General features: G+C 59.1%; 14 protein-coding genes and 1 pseudogene. 7 read left to right on the forward strand and 8 right to left on the reverse strand.

What is annotated here, in order from left to right:
• The coding region (locus tag FY112_RS21040; protein WP_181018256.1) for a BID domain-containing protein at positions 1–2,239 on the forward strand (2,239 nt) is incomplete at its 5' end.
• 91 nt (positions 2,240–2,330) lie between these two features.
• On the opposite strand, the pseudogene FY112_RS21045 reads toward FY112_RS21040, so the two are convergent.
• The 4 genes and pseudogenes from FY112_RS21045 to FY112_RS37945 form a co-directional block, all read right to left on the reverse strand.
• Positions 2,331–2,944, reverse strand: a pseudogene (locus FY112_RS21045) (2'-5' RNA ligase family protein).
• Positions 2,945–2,979: 35 nt separating this feature from the next.
• Positions 2,980–3,312, reverse strand: coding sequence for a type II toxin-antitoxin system RelE/ParE family toxin (locus FY112_RS21050; RefSeq protein WP_151519190.1), 333 nt, complete (start codon positions 3,310–3,312; stop codon positions 2,980–2,982).
• Positions 3,309–3,548: a type II toxin-antitoxin system ParD family antitoxin gene (locus FY112_RS21055; RefSeq protein WP_151519191.1), complete on the reverse strand. Its 240-nt coding sequence runs from the start codon at positions 3,546–3,548 to the stop codon at positions 3,309–3,311. Before FY112_RS21055 ends, FY112_RS21050 begins: the two co-directional genes overlap by 4 nt.
• A 121-nt stretch (positions 3,549–3,669) precedes the next feature.
• Positions 3,670–4,152 (reverse strand): hypothetical protein, encoded by a 483-nt coding sequence (locus tag FY112_RS37945; RefSeq protein ID WP_246700720.1) that lies wholly within the window; start codon positions 4,150–4,152, stop codon positions 3,670–3,672.
• Positions 4,153–4,240: 88 nt separating this feature from the next.
• Here FY112_RS37945 and FY112_RS21065 point away from each other — a divergent pair, with 88 nt between their 5' ends.
• Positions 4,241–4,924, forward strand: a complete 684-nt coding sequence (locus tag FY112_RS21065) for a response regulator transcription factor (protein ID WP_017958118.1) — start codon at positions 4,241–4,243, stop codon at positions 4,922–4,924.
• A gap of 127 nt (positions 4,925–5,051) precedes the next feature.
• Positions 5,052–6,293, forward strand: a complete 1,242-nt coding sequence (locus FY112_RS21070) for an aminotransferase class I/II-fold pyridoxal phosphate-dependent enzyme (RefSeq protein ID WP_131720621.1) — start codon at positions 5,052–5,054, stop codon at positions 6,291–6,293.
• A gap of 48 nt (positions 6,294–6,341) precedes the next feature.
• Here FY112_RS21070 and FY112_RS21075 read toward each other — a convergent pair whose 3' ends face one another.
• The 4 genes from FY112_RS21075 to FY112_RS21090 all read right to left on the reverse strand — a co-directional run bounded on the left by FY112_RS21075 (position 6,342) and on the right by FY112_RS21090 (position 10,284).
• Positions 6,342–7,397: an extracellular solute-binding protein gene (locus tag FY112_RS21075; protein WP_151519192.1), complete on the reverse strand. Its 1,056-nt coding sequence runs from the start codon at positions 7,395–7,397 to the stop codon at positions 6,342–6,344.
• A gap of 33 nt (positions 7,398–7,430) precedes the next feature.
• Positions 7,431–8,201, reverse strand: coding sequence for an ABC transporter permease (locus tag FY112_RS21080; RefSeq protein WP_017958121.1), 771 nt, complete (start codon positions 8,199–8,201; stop codon positions 7,431–7,433).
• A gap of 70 nt (positions 8,202–8,271) precedes the next feature.
• A complete protein-coding gene (locus tag FY112_RS21085) occupies positions 8,272–9,180 on the reverse strand; it encodes an ABC transporter permease (protein WP_131720619.1) in 909 nt (302 codons plus the stop codon).
• Positions 9,181–10,284, reverse strand: coding sequence for an ABC transporter ATP-binding protein (locus tag FY112_RS21090; protein WP_151519193.1), 1,104 nt, complete (start codon positions 10,282–10,284; stop codon positions 9,181–9,183). It lies immediately after the preceding gene.
• Positions 10,285–10,525: 241 nt separating this feature from the next.
• On the opposite strand from FY112_RS21090, the gene FY112_RS21095 reads away from it, so the two are divergent.
• The 4 genes from FY112_RS21095 to fabG form a co-directional block, all read left to right on the forward strand.
• Complete coding sequence (locus tag FY112_RS21095; protein ID WP_131720617.1) at positions 10,526–11,224, forward strand: GntR family transcriptional regulator; 699 nt, start codon at positions 10,526–10,528, stop codon at positions 11,222–11,224.
• A 104-nt stretch (positions 11,225–11,328) separates the two neighbouring features.
• Positions 11,329–12,690, forward strand: coding sequence for an aspartate aminotransferase family protein (locus tag FY112_RS21100; protein ID WP_151519194.1), 1,362 nt, complete (start codon positions 11,329–11,331; stop codon positions 12,688–12,690).
• Positions 12,691–12,692: 2 nt separating this feature from the next.
• Positions 12,693–14,402 (forward strand): acetolactate synthase catalytic subunit, encoded by a 1,710-nt coding sequence (locus FY112_RS21105; RefSeq protein ID WP_017958126.1) that lies wholly within the window; start codon positions 12,693–12,695, stop codon positions 14,400–14,402.
• The coding region (gene fabG, locus FY112_RS21110; protein ID WP_181018258.1) for a 3-oxoacyl-ACP reductase FabG at positions 14,399–15,152 on the forward strand (754 nt) is incomplete at its 3' end. The genes FY112_RS21105 and fabG, both read left to right, overlap by 4 nt.

Raw genomic sequence — 15,152 nt, forward strand, 5'->3', positions numbered from 1 at the left:
TGTGGAAACAGGACAAGCCAAATTCCGGCCAAATGATGTGGATGCCGACGACAGTCCCTATGCCGACGTGAAGACGGATGACGGAAGCGTCCATCGTCTCTGGGGTGTGAGTTTGCCGAAGGCGCTCGAAGAAGGTGGTGTCTCAGAGGGCGATACAGTGACCCTGCGCAAGGATGGCGTGGAGCGGGTCAAGGTTCAGGTTCCGATCGTCGATGAGCAAACCGGGCAGAAGCGGTTCGAGGAAAGAGAAGTCGACCGCAATGTCTGGACCGCGAAACGCATCGAAACCGCCGAAGCCCGCCTGGAGCGCATCGAGCGGGAAAGCCATCGGCCGGAACTGTTCAAGCAGCTCGTCCTGCGCCTGTCGCGCTCCGGCGCCAAGACGACGACGCTCGATTTCGAGAGCGAGGCCGGTTATCGCGCCTATGCCGACGACTTTGCGCGACGCCGGGGGCTCGACACTCTTTCTCGAGCTGCCGCCGGCATGGAAGAGGAGGTCTCGCGGCGGTGGGCGTGGATTGCGGAAAAGAGGGAGCAGGTGGCTGAGCTCTGGGAGCGGGCCAGCATGGCGCTCGGTTTTGCGATCGAGCGGGAGCGGCGCGTCTCCTACAATGAGGCGCGAATTGAAACGCAAACCGTCTCGGATGCAGACACTGGCCGTGTGCGGTATCTGATCCCATCCACCACGGTCTTTGCCAGGAGCGTCGACGAGGACGCGCGGCTGGCTCAGCTTGCGTCGCCGGCCTGGAAAGAGCGCGAAGCCATCCTGCGGCCGCTGCTGGAGAAGATCTATCGTGACCCGGATGCGGCGCTGTCAGCGCTGAACGCGCTTTCCTCGGATACAAGCATCGAACCGCGCAAGATTGCCGAGGATCTTGCCGCAGCACCGGATCGGCTCGGCCGCCTGCGTGGTTCCGATCTCATCGTCGACGGTCGTGCGGCACGCGACGAACGAAATGCCGCGATCACCGCCTTGACGGACCTGCTGCCGCTCGCCCGCGCCCATGCGACGGAGTTCCGAAGAAACGCCGAGCGGTTCGAAAGCCGCGAGCAAGAGCGTCGCACCCATATGTCATTGCCAATCCCGGCGCTCTCGAAGACAGCGATGGCACGTCTCGTCGAGATCGAGGCGGTGCGCAGGCAAGGTGGTGACGACGCCTACAAGACCGCCTTTGCGCTTGCCGCCGAAGACCGCTCGCTCGTGCAGGAGGTCAAGGCGGTCAGCGAGGCGCTCACCGCCCGCTTCGGTTGGAGCGCCTTCACACCCAATGCCGATACGGTTGCCGAACGCAACGTGATCGAGCGTATGCCGGAAGACCTCGCGAGCACCAGACGCGAGAAGTTGACCCGGCTATTTGAAGCCGTGAAGCGTTTTGCCGCCGAGCAGCATCTCGTCGAGCGGCGGGATCGTTCGAAGATCGTCGCGGCGAGTGCCGATCAGGGGATGGAGGCAGACAAGGAGAATGCCGCCGTGCTGCCCATGCTTGCCGCCGTCACCGAGTTCAAGACCCCTGTCGACGAGGAGGCGAGGTCTCGCGCTCTGGCCACACCGCTGTATCGCCAGCAGCGCGCCGCCCTGGCGGCCGTGGCATCAACGATCTGGCGCGATCCGGCCGGCGCCGTCGGCAAGATCGAAGAGCTGCTCCAGAAAGGTTTTGCTGCCGAGCGCATCGCCGCCGCGGTGACCAACGATCCGGCTGCCTACGGTGCGTTGCGCGGTTCCGATCGCCTGAAGGACCGGATGCTGGCCGCCGGCCGGGAGCGCAAAGAGGCTGTGCAGGCCGTGCCTGAAGCCGCCGCCCGTCTGCGCGCGCTCGGTTCAGCCTACGTCAATGTGCTCGATGCAACACGGCAGGCTGTTGCCGAAGAGCGACGGCGCATGGCAGTCGCCATTCCCGGCCTGTCGAAGGCGGCGGAAGAGGTACTCATGCGGCTGACCGCCGAGGCGAAGAACAATGGCCGCAAGCTGAGCGTCCTTCCCACTTCGCTCGATCCCGGCATTCGCCGGGAGTTCGACGCCGTCAGCACCGCGCTCGACGAGCGCTTCGGCCGCAATGCCATCGTCCGAGGAGAGAGGGATCTCATCAACCACATTCCGCCAGCGCAGCGCAGCGCCTTTGAGGCGATGCAGGAGAGGCTGAAATTCCTGCAGCAGACCGTCCGCAAGGAGAGCAGCGAAAAGATCCTTTCGGAACGGCGCCAGCGCACCGTCAACCGCGGCCGCGGCATCGATCTTTGAAAGTCCATCGAAGAAGTGAAGGGTCGGCCGGGCCGAGGAGCCGAAAGGAGGTGCCGTCGAGCAGATCTACCGTGCGCGTGAAATAAGTGCGCTATCGCGGGCTTCTGCCCTGTAACAACGGCTCGCTCAACATGTTGACGTCGACGTTTGGATAAACCCGCTCCTCCAACAATTGAAGGGATCCAACCCGGACTCCTACAGGCAAAAACACTGCGTTAAAGTCGACTGCCGGTAGCCATTCTACTGCAGAAAACCTGAACAATGTCATGTGAGCAATTTGGGGCGGAGTTGGGCGCCAGTGTTCGAAGCAGATAGCATCTGAAATGGCCGAGCGAAGCTCGCGCAATTCTACCGGCTCCTGGGCCTTTACGAAGATAGCGGCTTCTGAGGCGGCGACCTCATCGAAATGGAGCTCAATCGGCGGGGTCTCTTCGACCAGTTTCTCCACGATCGCTTTCCATCGTTCCCCTTTCGCTTCCAGACCTCGTAGTTTGGAATCCTCAACTGCGTCGCCGCGTTGAGCAGAGTTGCGACCATCATGTGCAGGCTTGTGGCCGGGACGCGCAGAAGCGGCGCAGTGCTATTTCGCTCGATGCTCTCCTGCAAATCGCAGAGCTTTGATAGCGCCTCGCGATCGGGAAAAAACTGCAGATGAAACGCGCAGCACCGCTTAAACCACAGTGGGCCGACCTTCGTTCGGATCACAGCGCAGGCCCCTCTACCTAATACTGCATGCCATACTACGCACACACTTCGGGATCTTGCAGCCACGCTGGAATGTCGCGCTTCGCATGCAGAATACGCCATACGTCGACGTAATCGGCTTGCTCAAGATAGAAGACGATATAAGGGAAAGCCTTCAGCGACATGCTGCGCAGATCGGGCAAACCGAGTTCATATGCGTAGCGCGATGAACCCGATGAAGGATGCTTTGCGATCAAACCAAATGTCGACTGCAGCGCGTCAACGAAGCTAATCGCGACTTGAGCGCCAGCCTCGCGAGCATAGTAGTCCACGGCATTCTCGATATCCCCGCGGGCCGACTCGCGGGGAACGATAGACTTTGCAATCACTTGGAGCTTTGCCGCGAGGCACGGGCTCGCAGGCTATCGAAATAGGCGGCATCAACCGGCTCGGTCGTCTCGGATGAAGCACCCTCAAGCAGGAGACTACGCAAGTGCTGCCGATCTTTGTCGTGACGGATCAACTCGCGGACGTATTCGCTGCTGGTACCATAGCCTCGCCCGGCGACCTGCTGGTCGACGAACTGCTTCAGGTTATCCGGCAGCGAAATATTCATAGTGCTCATTGGGCTAAAATAGCCAGCATGGCAAAATTTGGCAAGGCGAGAAATCCAGTGGAGGTTACCGCTCGAGGCAGGCGCTACTCTCGCGAAGCTAAACGCGCACGTTCAGATACCTCCAGCGTCATTACGAAGCCTGCCTTTGCTTTTGGAAATCCACAATCTCTTCCGTCCCCAGATCTTTGAAAACGCCTACCCAAAAGGTGAAATCACCTGAGCGGCCGTCGTAGCGCGCGCATAGTGCGCACCAGGCAGCCGCTGTTTTCGCATCTTGTCCGTAAAGCGATCGGGCAGCCGTACTTATCTCCCCGACATCTGCATCACTCCAAAAATCCGGTGTCGCCGCAGCGCTGCCGGTTGAGAACTTCTTGAACATTTCGCGCATTAAAAGCCCCGTAACCGTCCGGAAACAGGCCATCAAATTATGCCGGACGTCGATCCCACCGAGTGGGCCACGATCACGTGCCGTCCCTGGCAATATGCGCTCTGGCGCGAGATTCTTCGCGCTCTCAACATTATGTTGTAACAAAATAGAAAGGCAAGCTATAAAAATACCCGTAATGATAGCGCTTATGCGATTCTGTTGCGCACATTTTACGAGCCAGGGCATGAGGTTCCATCAACATGAGGCAGTTTTCTGAAAGTTTTGTGGTATCAAAAGCAGTCGCGGTAAGGTCAGCAACTGGCGGGGCGAGACGATGAGCGAACTTCTGGCGATCGTATCCCAAGACGCTGACTATTATTTGATGCTGTCATACATCTTGAAGGGAGCCGGATACAGGACGATGCTCGTCGATATTCCGAGCGAGGCGGTAGCTACTGCCGTGGACCGTGACGCTGCAGCTATCATCGTCGACTGCCAGCCGGGTTCACAAATTCTGGCTGATATCGCGTCGGGTCTGAAGGAAAGGGGACTTGCCAGCAACGTCACGCTCATAGCGCTCGTTGCCGAAAAGGCCGCCTATCTCGACATCCTGAAAGCCAACGTAGATGAGAGCTTTACAAGGCCAATGCCGCCGGAACGGCTGCTGTCTTACCTCCAAGGTACAATAGGCAATTCCTCTGGCGAAGCGACTAGCCGCCTTGCTCCAATATTTGATGATGTGAAGCTCGACGTCAGCAGCCGGCGTGTTCTGGTGCGAGGCACGCCGGTCAATCTGAGCCCGATCGAGTTCCGTCTATTGAGTGCTCTTGTGGGTGACTCGGGGCGCGTTCTCAGCCGTGCGGAACTAATAGCTGTTGCATGGCCACCGACGGTATTCGTCGAGCCGCGAACAGTCGATGTTCATATCGGCCGCCTCCGGCGTGCATTGAAGCGGGTCCTTGGCCGCGATGTGATCCGCACCGTACCGAAGGAAGGATACGCTTTCGAGATCTCCTAAAGCATGTGAACTTCGCCACGTTCACATCTTCACTGAAACGTCCCGAAAATTTGCCGTTGCCTTCGTTGCATAAACTACCACCTCGCGCATAGCGTGAAGTCTTGGTAGGGCTTTTTGGGAGGACAGCATGCAAGAAGTAGCTTCGGGCGCCGGATCGGCGAAAACATCGCACAGAAACACCGCGGGCCTGATTAGCCACGCAAGTCCCCACTTTGCAGCCGCCCATCTTGACGGCCTGATGGCACTCTATGTCCATCCGTCCGATGGACGAGCGGTGGAACTGCCAGTTTCGGGGGGCAGATCGGAGCGCGTCATCGACTTCGTCCGCTGCTCGTACCTCGGACTCGACAATCATCCCTCAATCATCGAAGGCGCAATCGAGACCGTTCGGCGCTACGGGACTCTGCATTGGTCGTGCGCCCGCACGCGGCTCAATTTTGCAGCCCTCGGAGACCTCGAAGATGCTCTTTCTGATCTCTTTGGCGCGAGGGTGATTACCTACACGACTGTGCTTGCCGCCAACTTGAGCGCGCTTCCGCTGATTGCGTCCGGAGTCCTGACCCGCGGCACAAAACCGGTCATGGTATTCGACCGGCTTGCACATGCGACGCTTGCCTTCAACAAGCCCATCGTTGCCGAAGAATGCGAGGTCCGCACGATCGGCCACAACGATCTTCAGGCGCTCGAAGATATTTGCCGTCATAATGATACGGTCGCCTATGTTTGCGACGGTGTGTATTCCATGGGCGGGTGTGCGCCAATAAAGGAGTTGCGCGAGCTTCAGGAGCGATACGGCCTCTTCCTTTACATCGATGATGCTCACGGCATATCGATCTTCGGCGAAAGAGGTGAGGGGTTTGCCCGTTCACAAATGCCCGAGGGTCTCGGCGAGCGGACGATCATCGCAGCCTCGCTCGGTAAGGGTTTCGGAGCCTCAGGCGGCATGCTGATGCTCGCAACGGCGCTCCAGGAAGAAATCTTCCGGCGCTTTGCTCTCGCGCATGCTTTCTCGGCCTCCATCAATGTTGCGGCGATCGGTGCAGCTCTCGCCTCGCACTCAATCCATCGCACACCGGAACTGGGCGTGCGGCAAAGGGCACTCGCAGAACATATCTCTCTTTTCGACGAACTGGTGCCGACCGCACAGGCAGGGTCCCGACTCCCGATCAGGACCGTCGTCGTCGGTGACGAGCTTGCGGCAATCGGCGCTGCCAGACTGGTACTTGATTCCGGTTACTATACGTCGGCCATTTTCTTCCCGACAGTCGCCAAGGGAAGGGCAGGGCTGCGGATATGCCCGACTGCCGGCCACACGGCGTCCGAAGTGCGCGAAGCCGCCGCTGCCCTCAACCTTGCTCTCAAGGGATAAGATCCGTCTCCACACCTCCGGGCGGCAACGCCGCCCGGAGGTGGATCGTCATCGGATCCAGGCATTCCAACGCTCGAGCATCATCGCGGCATTGTCGTTGATCCATTTGGCGTCCGGGATGACGATGTAGTCCCGGATGTCCTCGTCGCTCGGCAGGGCCGCCCGTGCAGCCGGCGACATCAAATCGATCGCCTTGCGGCTTGGCGGCGTGCAAAGGAGTTCGTCGCACACGCCGGCTTGCACCTCCGGATGATCAAGCCAGTAGCCGATCAACTTCAACGCATTTCCGCGGTTCGGCGCATCCTTGATGATCGTCAAGCGATCACCGACGAGGAACGAGGCCTGCTTGGACCAGGCGATCTGGCGTCCTTCCGCCTTCAGTGTATTTGCACGCGTCAGCCAGATCTGCCCGATGCTATAGTCGCCGTTGCGAAAGCCCTGAACGCTCTGATCACCGGTCTTCCACCAGAGGGATATCGCCGGGCGAATCTCGTCGAGCTTTTTGAGGGCGCGATCGACGTCGAGTGGAAAGAGCTTCTCGCGCGCAACGCCATCGGCGAGGAGCGCTGCAGCCATGACCCGCCACGGATCGTCGAAATTTGGAAACGAGCGGCCACCGGGAAATTTCGTCTCGTTCCACATATCGGCCCAACTCAACGGATTTCCGCTCTTGAAGCCGGTCGGGTCGTAGGCCATCAGCGTTGCGGTCGAAAAAAGCCTGGCCCCGGCGCTGACGCAGGCATCCTCGGTCAGATCTGGCCGGCCCTGGAAAGACTTGCAAAACTCGGTCAGGTCTTCAGATGTCAGCCGATGCGCTTCAGCGCTCGCCTGGATCTCGCCGTCCGGGTAAAGGTCCCAGGTCACGTTGCCGGTCTTGACCATGGCCGCAGCTTTCGCCCGCATCTCGGCATTCGTTGCCGCGACCGAAACAACCTTGATGCCGGTCTTTTCGGTGAACGGCTCGAACCAGAATTTTCGAAGCGCGGCATCGTAGGCGCCGCCTGTGGTCGCAATGATGACCTGCTCCTCGGCTTGCGCCGCCCCCGCACCAGCAAGCATGAGGCAAGCCGCAAGCAGTGGCTTGATCTTCGTTCGCTTTTTCATCGGTTGTTCCTCTCTCCGATTGATATGATCACGTTAATCCTCCCCGCGGCCGGTAAGGAGATGAATGGTCCCCATGAGCAGCAGCGATACCGCGACGAGCAGCGTCGAAACCGCCGCTATGACCGGGGTGAGATTGAAATCGATGTCCTCGAACATCTTGCGGCTGATCGTTTTTCCGCCGGTATCGGAAATGAAGAAGGCGACTGTTGCCTCATCGAACGACGCCAGAAACGCAAAGACCGAAGCTGCAGCCACCGCCGGCGCGATGTTAGGGAGCACAATGCTGAAAAAGGCGCGGCTCCGGCTTGCCCCGCAATTCAGTGCGGCAAGTTCGAGTGACGTGTCGAAGCGCTCGAGTGCCGCCGATACGGTGATGATGACGTAGGGAACCGCAAGCACGGTGTGCGCGATCAGGAAACCAGCGAAATTGCCGGTCAGGCTGAGAGGGGAAAAAACCAGATAAAGGGCAACGCCAAAGACAACATGGGGAACGATCATTGGCCCCAGCGATAGTGCCTGCAGAAGGGTCTTTCCCGGGAGATTGCCGCGAACGAGCCCGATGGCGGCCAATGTCCCGATAACCGTTGAAGCGACCGTTGTCGCCAGTGCAATCTGCAGACTGAAGATCGTTGCTGCGCGCCAGTCCGGATCGGTTAAAAAGTCGATATACCAGCGAAACGTCAGGCCCTTCGGCGGGAGCTCGATATAGCTGCTGTCGTTCAGCGAAATCGGGATGACGAGTAACGTCGGCAGGACCAGGAAGAACAGGATTGCTCCGATCAGGAAAACTCCAAGGAGCCGCAATGCCGCTTTGGCGTAAGGCCGATGCGTGCTGTTGACGGGAGAGGGGGCGAATGAGGCGGTGACTGCGGGCTCAATTGACACTGTTCATTCCTTTGCTAACGGAAAGCGCCTTGCGAAACACAAGGACAAAGACCAGAGTCGTGGTCAGAAGGACGGTCGCGAGCGCTGCGGCAAATGGCCAGTCAAGCAGGACGGTGGTTTGCTGGCCGATCAGCGTTGCCATCATCAATGCTCCAGGCCCGCCGACGAGTGCCGGCGTGATATAAAAGCCAATCGCCAGGATGAAGCACATGACGCACCCGGCAAAGATTCCAGGCAAGCTGAGCGGCAAGGTCACGCGCAGGAAAGCGCCGACCGGCCCGGCGCCGAGATTGCGGGCGGCTTGGGCGTACTCGGCAGGAATAGTGCGAAGTGCGTTGTAGATCGGCAGGATCATGAAGGGCATGAGAACATGCGTCATCGCAAGGATCACTGCGCCTTCCGTATAGATGAGCTTCAAAGGACTGCTAATGAGGCCGCTCTCGATCAGTAGATCGTTAACGATGCCGTTTCGCTGCAGCAGCACGATCCAGGCGTAGGATCGCACCAGCACTGAGGTCCATAGCGGCACGAACACCGCCGCTGAGACGATCAATGCAGACTTGCCTTTGGAACTCGCCATGAGAAAGGCAACCGGATATCCAAGCAGCAGGCTCGCCACCGTGACGATTGCACCCGTCTGCAACGTGCGAAGCAGGACTTCCATGTAGAGTGGCTCGGTGACGATCCGCTCGTAATGCTCCAGCGTGAATCCCGGCGCCATTAGGCTCAAAGAGACGAGCCGGCCGATTGGATAGATGAAGCCTCCGGCCAGTAAGAGCATCAACGGCGCAATAAGCAGGAGCGTCAGGGCGTGCGAATACTGGCGCGCCGAGCGTGAGAAAATCCAGCTTGGTGGACGGGTTGATGCAAGGGGTAGATTATCGACGGCCATGGTCATTCATGCCTCCGCGACCGCAAAGAGCCGCAGGCCGTCGCGTTCGGCGATGACATCCACGAGCTCCCCCATTGCAAAGGGCACCCGCTTACCATCAGCAGGGATCTGGACCTGAATGATCTCTCCGGTTCCGAAATCGGAGCGAACGAGATGAAGGTCGAAGGAGCCCGCAAAGACCGACGTTTCGATCCGGCCGGGGAGGGCGTTCTGTCCCCCTGCGCCACGCGCTGCAAGGCCAAGGCGCTCAGGCCGTAGCGCGAGCCGAACGCGATCACCTATCTTTGCCGAACCCTCGAAACCATGGGCAGGCGTATCAATGACCACGTCGTCACCCAGTCTGATCGTCTGGCTGTCGGCGGTCTCCCCCAGGAATTCTCCAGTCAGGAAGTTCATCTTGCCGATGAAATCGGCGACAAAGGCACTCTGCGGATTACAGTAAAGGTCCGCCGGGGTTCCGAGCTGCGCGAGTTGCCCTTTTGCCATAACGGCGATCCGGTCGGACATCGTCAACGCCTCCTCCTGATCGTGCGTCACGTAGATGACCGTTGCACCAAGGCGCCGCTGAAGCTGCTTGATCTCGATCTGCATGGATTCGCGCAGCTTCTTGTCCAGTGCCCCGAGTGGCTCGTCCATCAAGAGAACAGGCGGTTCGAACACGATTGCTCGCGCGACCGCCACCCGCTGCTGCTGGCCGCCGGAAAGTTCGTGGGGATAGCGCTTGGCATAGTCCGGGAGTTGGACGAGGTGGAGCGCCTGGCCAACCCGTTCTGCCCTGAGGTCCTTGCGGATGCCGCGCATCTTCAGGGGGAAGGCTATATTTTCGGCGACGGTCAAATGTGGGAACAAGGCATACCGCTGGAAGACCATCCCGATATTGCGGCGATCGGGCGATACGGCGGTGACATCGCGCCCGTCGATGATGATGCGCCCGGCAGATGGGCTTTCGAAACCGGCGATCATTGTCAGAAGCGTCGTCTTGCCCGATCCGGACGGACCGAGGATCGACAGGAATTCGCCTGCCGGAACATCCAGGGTCACTGCGCCAACGGCAGTCTGGCTGCCGTAGACCTTGCCTATGCGATCGATGAAAACAGGCGCACCAATCAAAATGAAATCTCCTCATTTGCGTGCTTTGCCACGCATTGAACCCTCCCGGCTCCGCTCGTGCGGCGCCAGGTGCTTTGAGTGTCATGCCGGCAAGACCGGCAGGTGTTCGGGCATGGCCTGCTCGGCCAAGGCGTTGCTAATATTCGCGATGACGTTATGCTGTCACATCACGTCAGTGTTTTTATGCAATTCATTTTTGTTGCAACAAAACTGTGAAGATGTCAACGCTTGGAGGTCAAATTTGAACGAAAATACAACTGGAGAGGAATCGTCGGCGTCGGATTTGCAGTCTGGACGCCTCAGCGACTTCGCCTATTCATCCATCAAAGAGCAGCTCACGCGCGGTGTTTACAAGCCAGGTCACAAGCTGCCGATTCGCACGGTTGCCGAAATGTTGAACGTCGGGGCCACACCGGCACGCGAGGCAATCAACCGGCTGGTCTTCGAGGGCGCTCTCGTCATGGTGGGTCCTAAAACCGTTATCGTCCCCCATCTGGATCTTCTAGCGCTTTACGAGGTCACGCAGATGCGGCTTGCGCTTGAAGGGTTGGCGACTGAAAAAGGCGCGCCCTGTGCGACCAATGCGGTAATCGACAACCTCTTGGCCCTGCAAGAGAAAATCACACTGTCACTCAATGAAAAGCGCTACGCCGACGCTCTTCACGACAACAAGGAATTTCACTTTACGATCTACCGTCTTTGCGAGATGCCGCACCTCCTTTCGACTATCGAGGCCCTGTGGTTAAGGGTCGGCGCTTCGTTCCATGACCTTTATCCAGAGTTTGCGGAAGCAAAATACGGTGTCCACAATCATATGGCCGCGATAGAGGGGCTGGTGGATAAAGATCCGTCTGCTGTCCGGGCGGCAATGGAAAACGACATTCGTGATGGTTATCGGCGCATGAAAAAAACTGCACAGGAGCGTCTCAGCCGGAAATAGCAGCGGCAACTGATTTTTTTGTTGCAACTTCTTCGGGTTCATGATTTTTGTTATAACAAAATTATGAAGGGTTGCACCGCGACCTGTTTGCCGGAGAAGATCGAATGTTTCATCCTGATTTATTGCGCAGCGGCCGGGGAATTTCCCGGTCGCGGTCCGAACATTTCTTCATAAAGGGTCGCCGTGTATTTCCGACCGGGATCACGCGGGTCACGGTGGATCACGAGCCCAGCCCGCTTTACATTTCGCGCGGAGAGGGGGCCTACCTCATCGACGTCGACGGCAATCACCTCCTTGACCTGAATAATAATTTCACGACGCTGATACACGGACACGGCTTTCTTCCCGTTGCCGATGCGGTTGCAGATTTGCTTCATCGTGGAACCTGTTTCTCCAACCCGACTGAGCACGAGATTACCCTGGCCGAGCTTTTGATCGAACGCATTCCAGCGATCGAACATATTCGCTTCGTCAACAGCGGGACCGAGGCTGTGATGTTTGCGATCAAGGCCGCCCGCGCCTTCACGGGTCGGCCGGGTATCGCACGCATCGAAGGCGCCTATCACGGCGCTTACGATTGGGCGGAAGCAGGGCAGGCGGTGTCGCCGGCTATATGGAACGACCCTCTGCGGTCGTTAGCCGTCCCCGCCTATCGCGGTATGCCGGCTTCGGTTGGCGAGGAGGTGACCGTTATCCGCTTCAATGACGTTGCCGATCTGGAGCGTCGGATCGCTTCGGCTGCTCCCGCACTGGCCTGTATCCTGATTGATCCGATGCCGAGCCGCGCCGGGTTGATCGCTCCTGAGCCGAGCTTCGTTGCCGCGGTCGGCGCGATCGCAAAGCAGTACGGGATTCTCATTGTTGCCGATGAAGTTCTTAATCTGCGGCAGTCATATTTGGGTGCTTCAGCGCGCTATGATCTCCAGCCCGATCTAATTGCCGCTGGCAAGATAATCGGCGGAGGTTTTCCTGTCGGGGCGATCGGTGGGCGCAAGGAGGTGATGCGGGTCTTCGCAAGCGACAGCGGTAAACCGCTGCTGCCGCAAGGCGGTACATTTTCCGCAAATCCCGTATCGATGGTCGCAGGCCGGGTCGCTATGGAGGCGATGACGGAAGCCGCTTTCGGCTCACTCGAGAGCCTTGGCGACCGCATCCGGGCCGGCCTTCGAAATCAAATCGAGCGTCACGGCGCAGCCTTTAGCGTAACGGGAGCTGCATCCCTGTTTCGAATCCATCCGAAAGGGAAGCAGCCAGGGGACTTCCGCGAGGCATACCTCGCGCCGGAAGAGGCCGAGTTGATGGATCGCCTCTCCAGGCATTTCCTCAATTGCGGCATCCTGCTTCCCAACGGTGCTGCGGCCTGCCTTTCGACAGCAATGACGACAGCAGATGGTGACGCGATCACATCAACCTTCGCAGACTTCCTTTCAACCCTCGAAAAAAACCCTACCGAAGCAGGCATTTGACCATGGCAACTGAAAATTTAACCGTCGCCGAGCGTATCGCTCTTTCCCTCAAGAGGCATGACGTCTCCCATATCTTCGCTCAGAGCCTGCCCTCAGCGGTTATCCTTGCGGCCGAAGCAATTGGCATCCGTCAAATCGCCTACCGACAGGAAAACATGGGAGGGACCATGGCCGATGGCTATGCGCGGCTATCCGGCAAGGTCGGTGTGGTAGCAGCGCAGAACGGACCTGCCGCAACGCTTCTCGTTCCGCCGCTGGCCGAAGCGCTGAAGGCTAGCGTTCCGCTCGTTGCTCTCGTCCAGGATGTCGAACGAGATCAGGCTGATCGCAATGCATTCCAGGAACTCGATCATCTCATCCTATTCCAATCCTGCACGAAATGGGTGCGCAAGGTGCTGGTTGCTGAGCGGATCGACGACTATGTCGATGCTGCCTTCACCGCAGCCGCCTCGGGCCGGCCGGGACCGGTAGCTCTCCTGCTCCCCGCCGACCTCCTGCGGGAGCAGATAGCCCCTTCGCTCTTTCGTCGGGAGGCTGTGCTTGGCCACTGGCCACTCGATCGGTTGCGTCCGCGCGATAGCGACATCGAGCGCGCAGCCTCGATGATAGCCGCAGCCCAGGCACCCATCGTCATCGCTGGAGGAGGCGTCCATGCAAGCCATGCCGCGGGCGAGCTTTCAGGGCTACAGGACGAAGCCTCGCTTCCCGTGCTAACGACCAATATGGGAAAAGGCGCGGTCGACGAATACCACCCGCTGTCAGCCGGCGTTCTCGGCGCTCTCGTCGGTCCGCGATCGCTCGGACGGCACACGCTTGCCCTTGTCGAAGAGGCTGATCTCGTCATTCTGGTCGGAACACGAACCAATCAGAATGGCACTGACAGTTGGCGCCAAGTCCCCCGGTCCGCATCAGTCATCCACATCGATGTCGATCCCACCGAAATCGGGCGCAACTACGAAGCGGTCAGACTGGCAGGCGATGCGGCCGAAACCATCAGCGCGCTTCGAAGCGTGCTTGCCCGACGCGATCTCTCGTACCGCTCGTCGCAGCGCAGTAAGCTGACGGCTCGGATTGCTGGTTTCTGGCGCGCATTTGACACGGAGCGGCAATCTGTCGCCCGTTCGGACAAGAGTCCGATCCGTCCCGAACGGGTCATGTGCGACCTTCAGCAAGTGCTGACGGCAGATACGACCGTTGTTTCAGATGCCAGCTATTCGTCGATGTGGATAGCCGGCCAGTTGCGGGCCCTTTCCCCCGGTATGCGCTTCCTGTCTCCGCGGGGCCTTGCTGGCCTCGGATGGGGCTTGCCACTTGCGCTCGGCGCAAAAGCGGCAAAACCGGACAACCCAGTCGTTGCCATCGTAGGGGACGGCGGTTTCGCGCATAGCTGGGCGGAGCTGGAAACCATGGTACGGAGCAAGCTTCCCGTACTGATTATCGTGTTGAACAACGGGATTCTTGGATTCCAACGTGATGCCGAAACTGTCAAGTTCGGCAGCTTCACGACGGCCTGCAGCTTTGCGGATGTCGATCATCGGAAGATTGCGGAAGCTTGCGGTTGCCCTGCAGTCCGCATCTCAAATCCCGCCGATCTTCCTCGATACCTTGAGCGCGGTCTCTCTGGAGAAAGTCCCTTGCTGATTGAGGTCATGACAGAGGCGGGCGCCCATCCACCGCTGTCGCTGTTTGCTGCAATGGATCACGCGGCATGAGCGCTGACGGCGGCCCACATGTAGCGGTTATCAGCGGTGGCACCACTGGGATCGGTCTTGCCACCGCATTTCGTCTGCTCAGGGCCGGTCATCGGGTTGCCGTCTTCAGCCATGGCGAGGCTAGCGTCATGGCCGCAGGCGCCGCGCTTGCTGAGGCTTTCGGACCAGAGCGCTCGCTTGCGAGAAGGGTTGATCTCCGCGAACCGTCGGCAATCAGTTCCTTTTTCGGCGAAGTTGCCCGTGACCTGGGCGCACCTGGGATTCTCGTCTGCAACGCCGGGATCTCGCCAAAAGGTCCAGACGGTCCTCTTAACGTCTCTGACCTTACTCTTGAGGAGTGGAACGACGTGCTGGCCGTCAACCTGACCGGGACGATGTTGTGTTGCCGCGCTGTTCTGCCTGGCATGAAGAAAAGCGGTTTTGGACGAATCATATTGATTGGATCTCTTGCCGGTCGGACAAGACCACGGATCGCCGGCGCGAGCTATGCGGCGTCCAAAGCCGCACTGTCGGGATTGTCTCGCGTGCTGGTCTCTGAATATGGTCCCTATGGCATAACATCGAATGTTGTCGCGCCAGGCCGCATCCTGACGCCACTGACCGGCTCTCCCGAAAGCAAGATCAACGTCGACGCACTCGCTCGTATTCCGGCCGGTCGGCTCGGTATGCCGGAGGATGTCGCTGCCGTGATCGCTTTCCTAGTGTCGGAGGATGCCGGGTTCGTCAATGGAGCCATTATAGATGTCAACG

It is taken from the genome of Rhizobium sp. PEPV16 (genome assembly GCF_008919455.1).
GTDB classification, from domain to species: domain Bacteria; phylum Pseudomonadota; class Alphaproteobacteria; order Rhizobiales; family Rhizobiaceae; genus Rhizobium; species Rhizobium leguminosarum_Q.

What these genes read in the sequence shown, in the direction of transcription:
- FY112_RS21055 (WP_151519191.1), bottom strand. Translation starts at nt 3,548, where the DNA reads ATGAGCACTATGAATATTTCGCTGCCGGATAACCTGAAGCAGTTCGTC.
- FY112_RS37945 (WP_246700720.1), bottom strand. Translation starts at nt 4,152, where the DNA reads ATGCCCTGGCTCGTAAAATGTGCGCAACAGAATCGCATAAGCGCTATC.
- FY112_RS21065 (WP_017958118.1), top strand. Translation starts at nt 4,241, where the DNA reads ATGAGCGAACTTCTGGCGATCGTATCCCAAGACGCTGACTATTATTTG.
- FY112_RS21070 (WP_131720621.1), top strand. Translation starts at nt 5,052, where the DNA reads ATGCAAGAAGTAGCTTCGGGCGCCGGATCGGCGAAAACATCGCACAGA.
- FY112_RS21075 (WP_151519192.1), bottom strand. Translation starts at nt 7,397, where the DNA reads ATGAAAAAGCGAACGAAGATCAAGCCACTGCTTGCGGCTTGCCTCATG.
- FY112_RS21085 (WP_131720619.1), bottom strand. Translation starts at nt 9,180, where the DNA reads ATGACCATGGCCGTCGATAATCTACCCCTTGCATCAACCCGTCCACCA.
- FY112_RS21100 (WP_151519194.1), top strand. Translation starts at nt 11,329, where the DNA reads ATGTTTCATCCTGATTTATTGCGCAGCGGCCGGGGAATTTCCCGGTCG.
- FY112_RS21105 (WP_017958126.1), top strand. Translation starts at nt 12,693, where the DNA reads ATGGCAACTGAAAATTTAACCGTCGCCGAGCGTATCGCTCTTTCCCTC.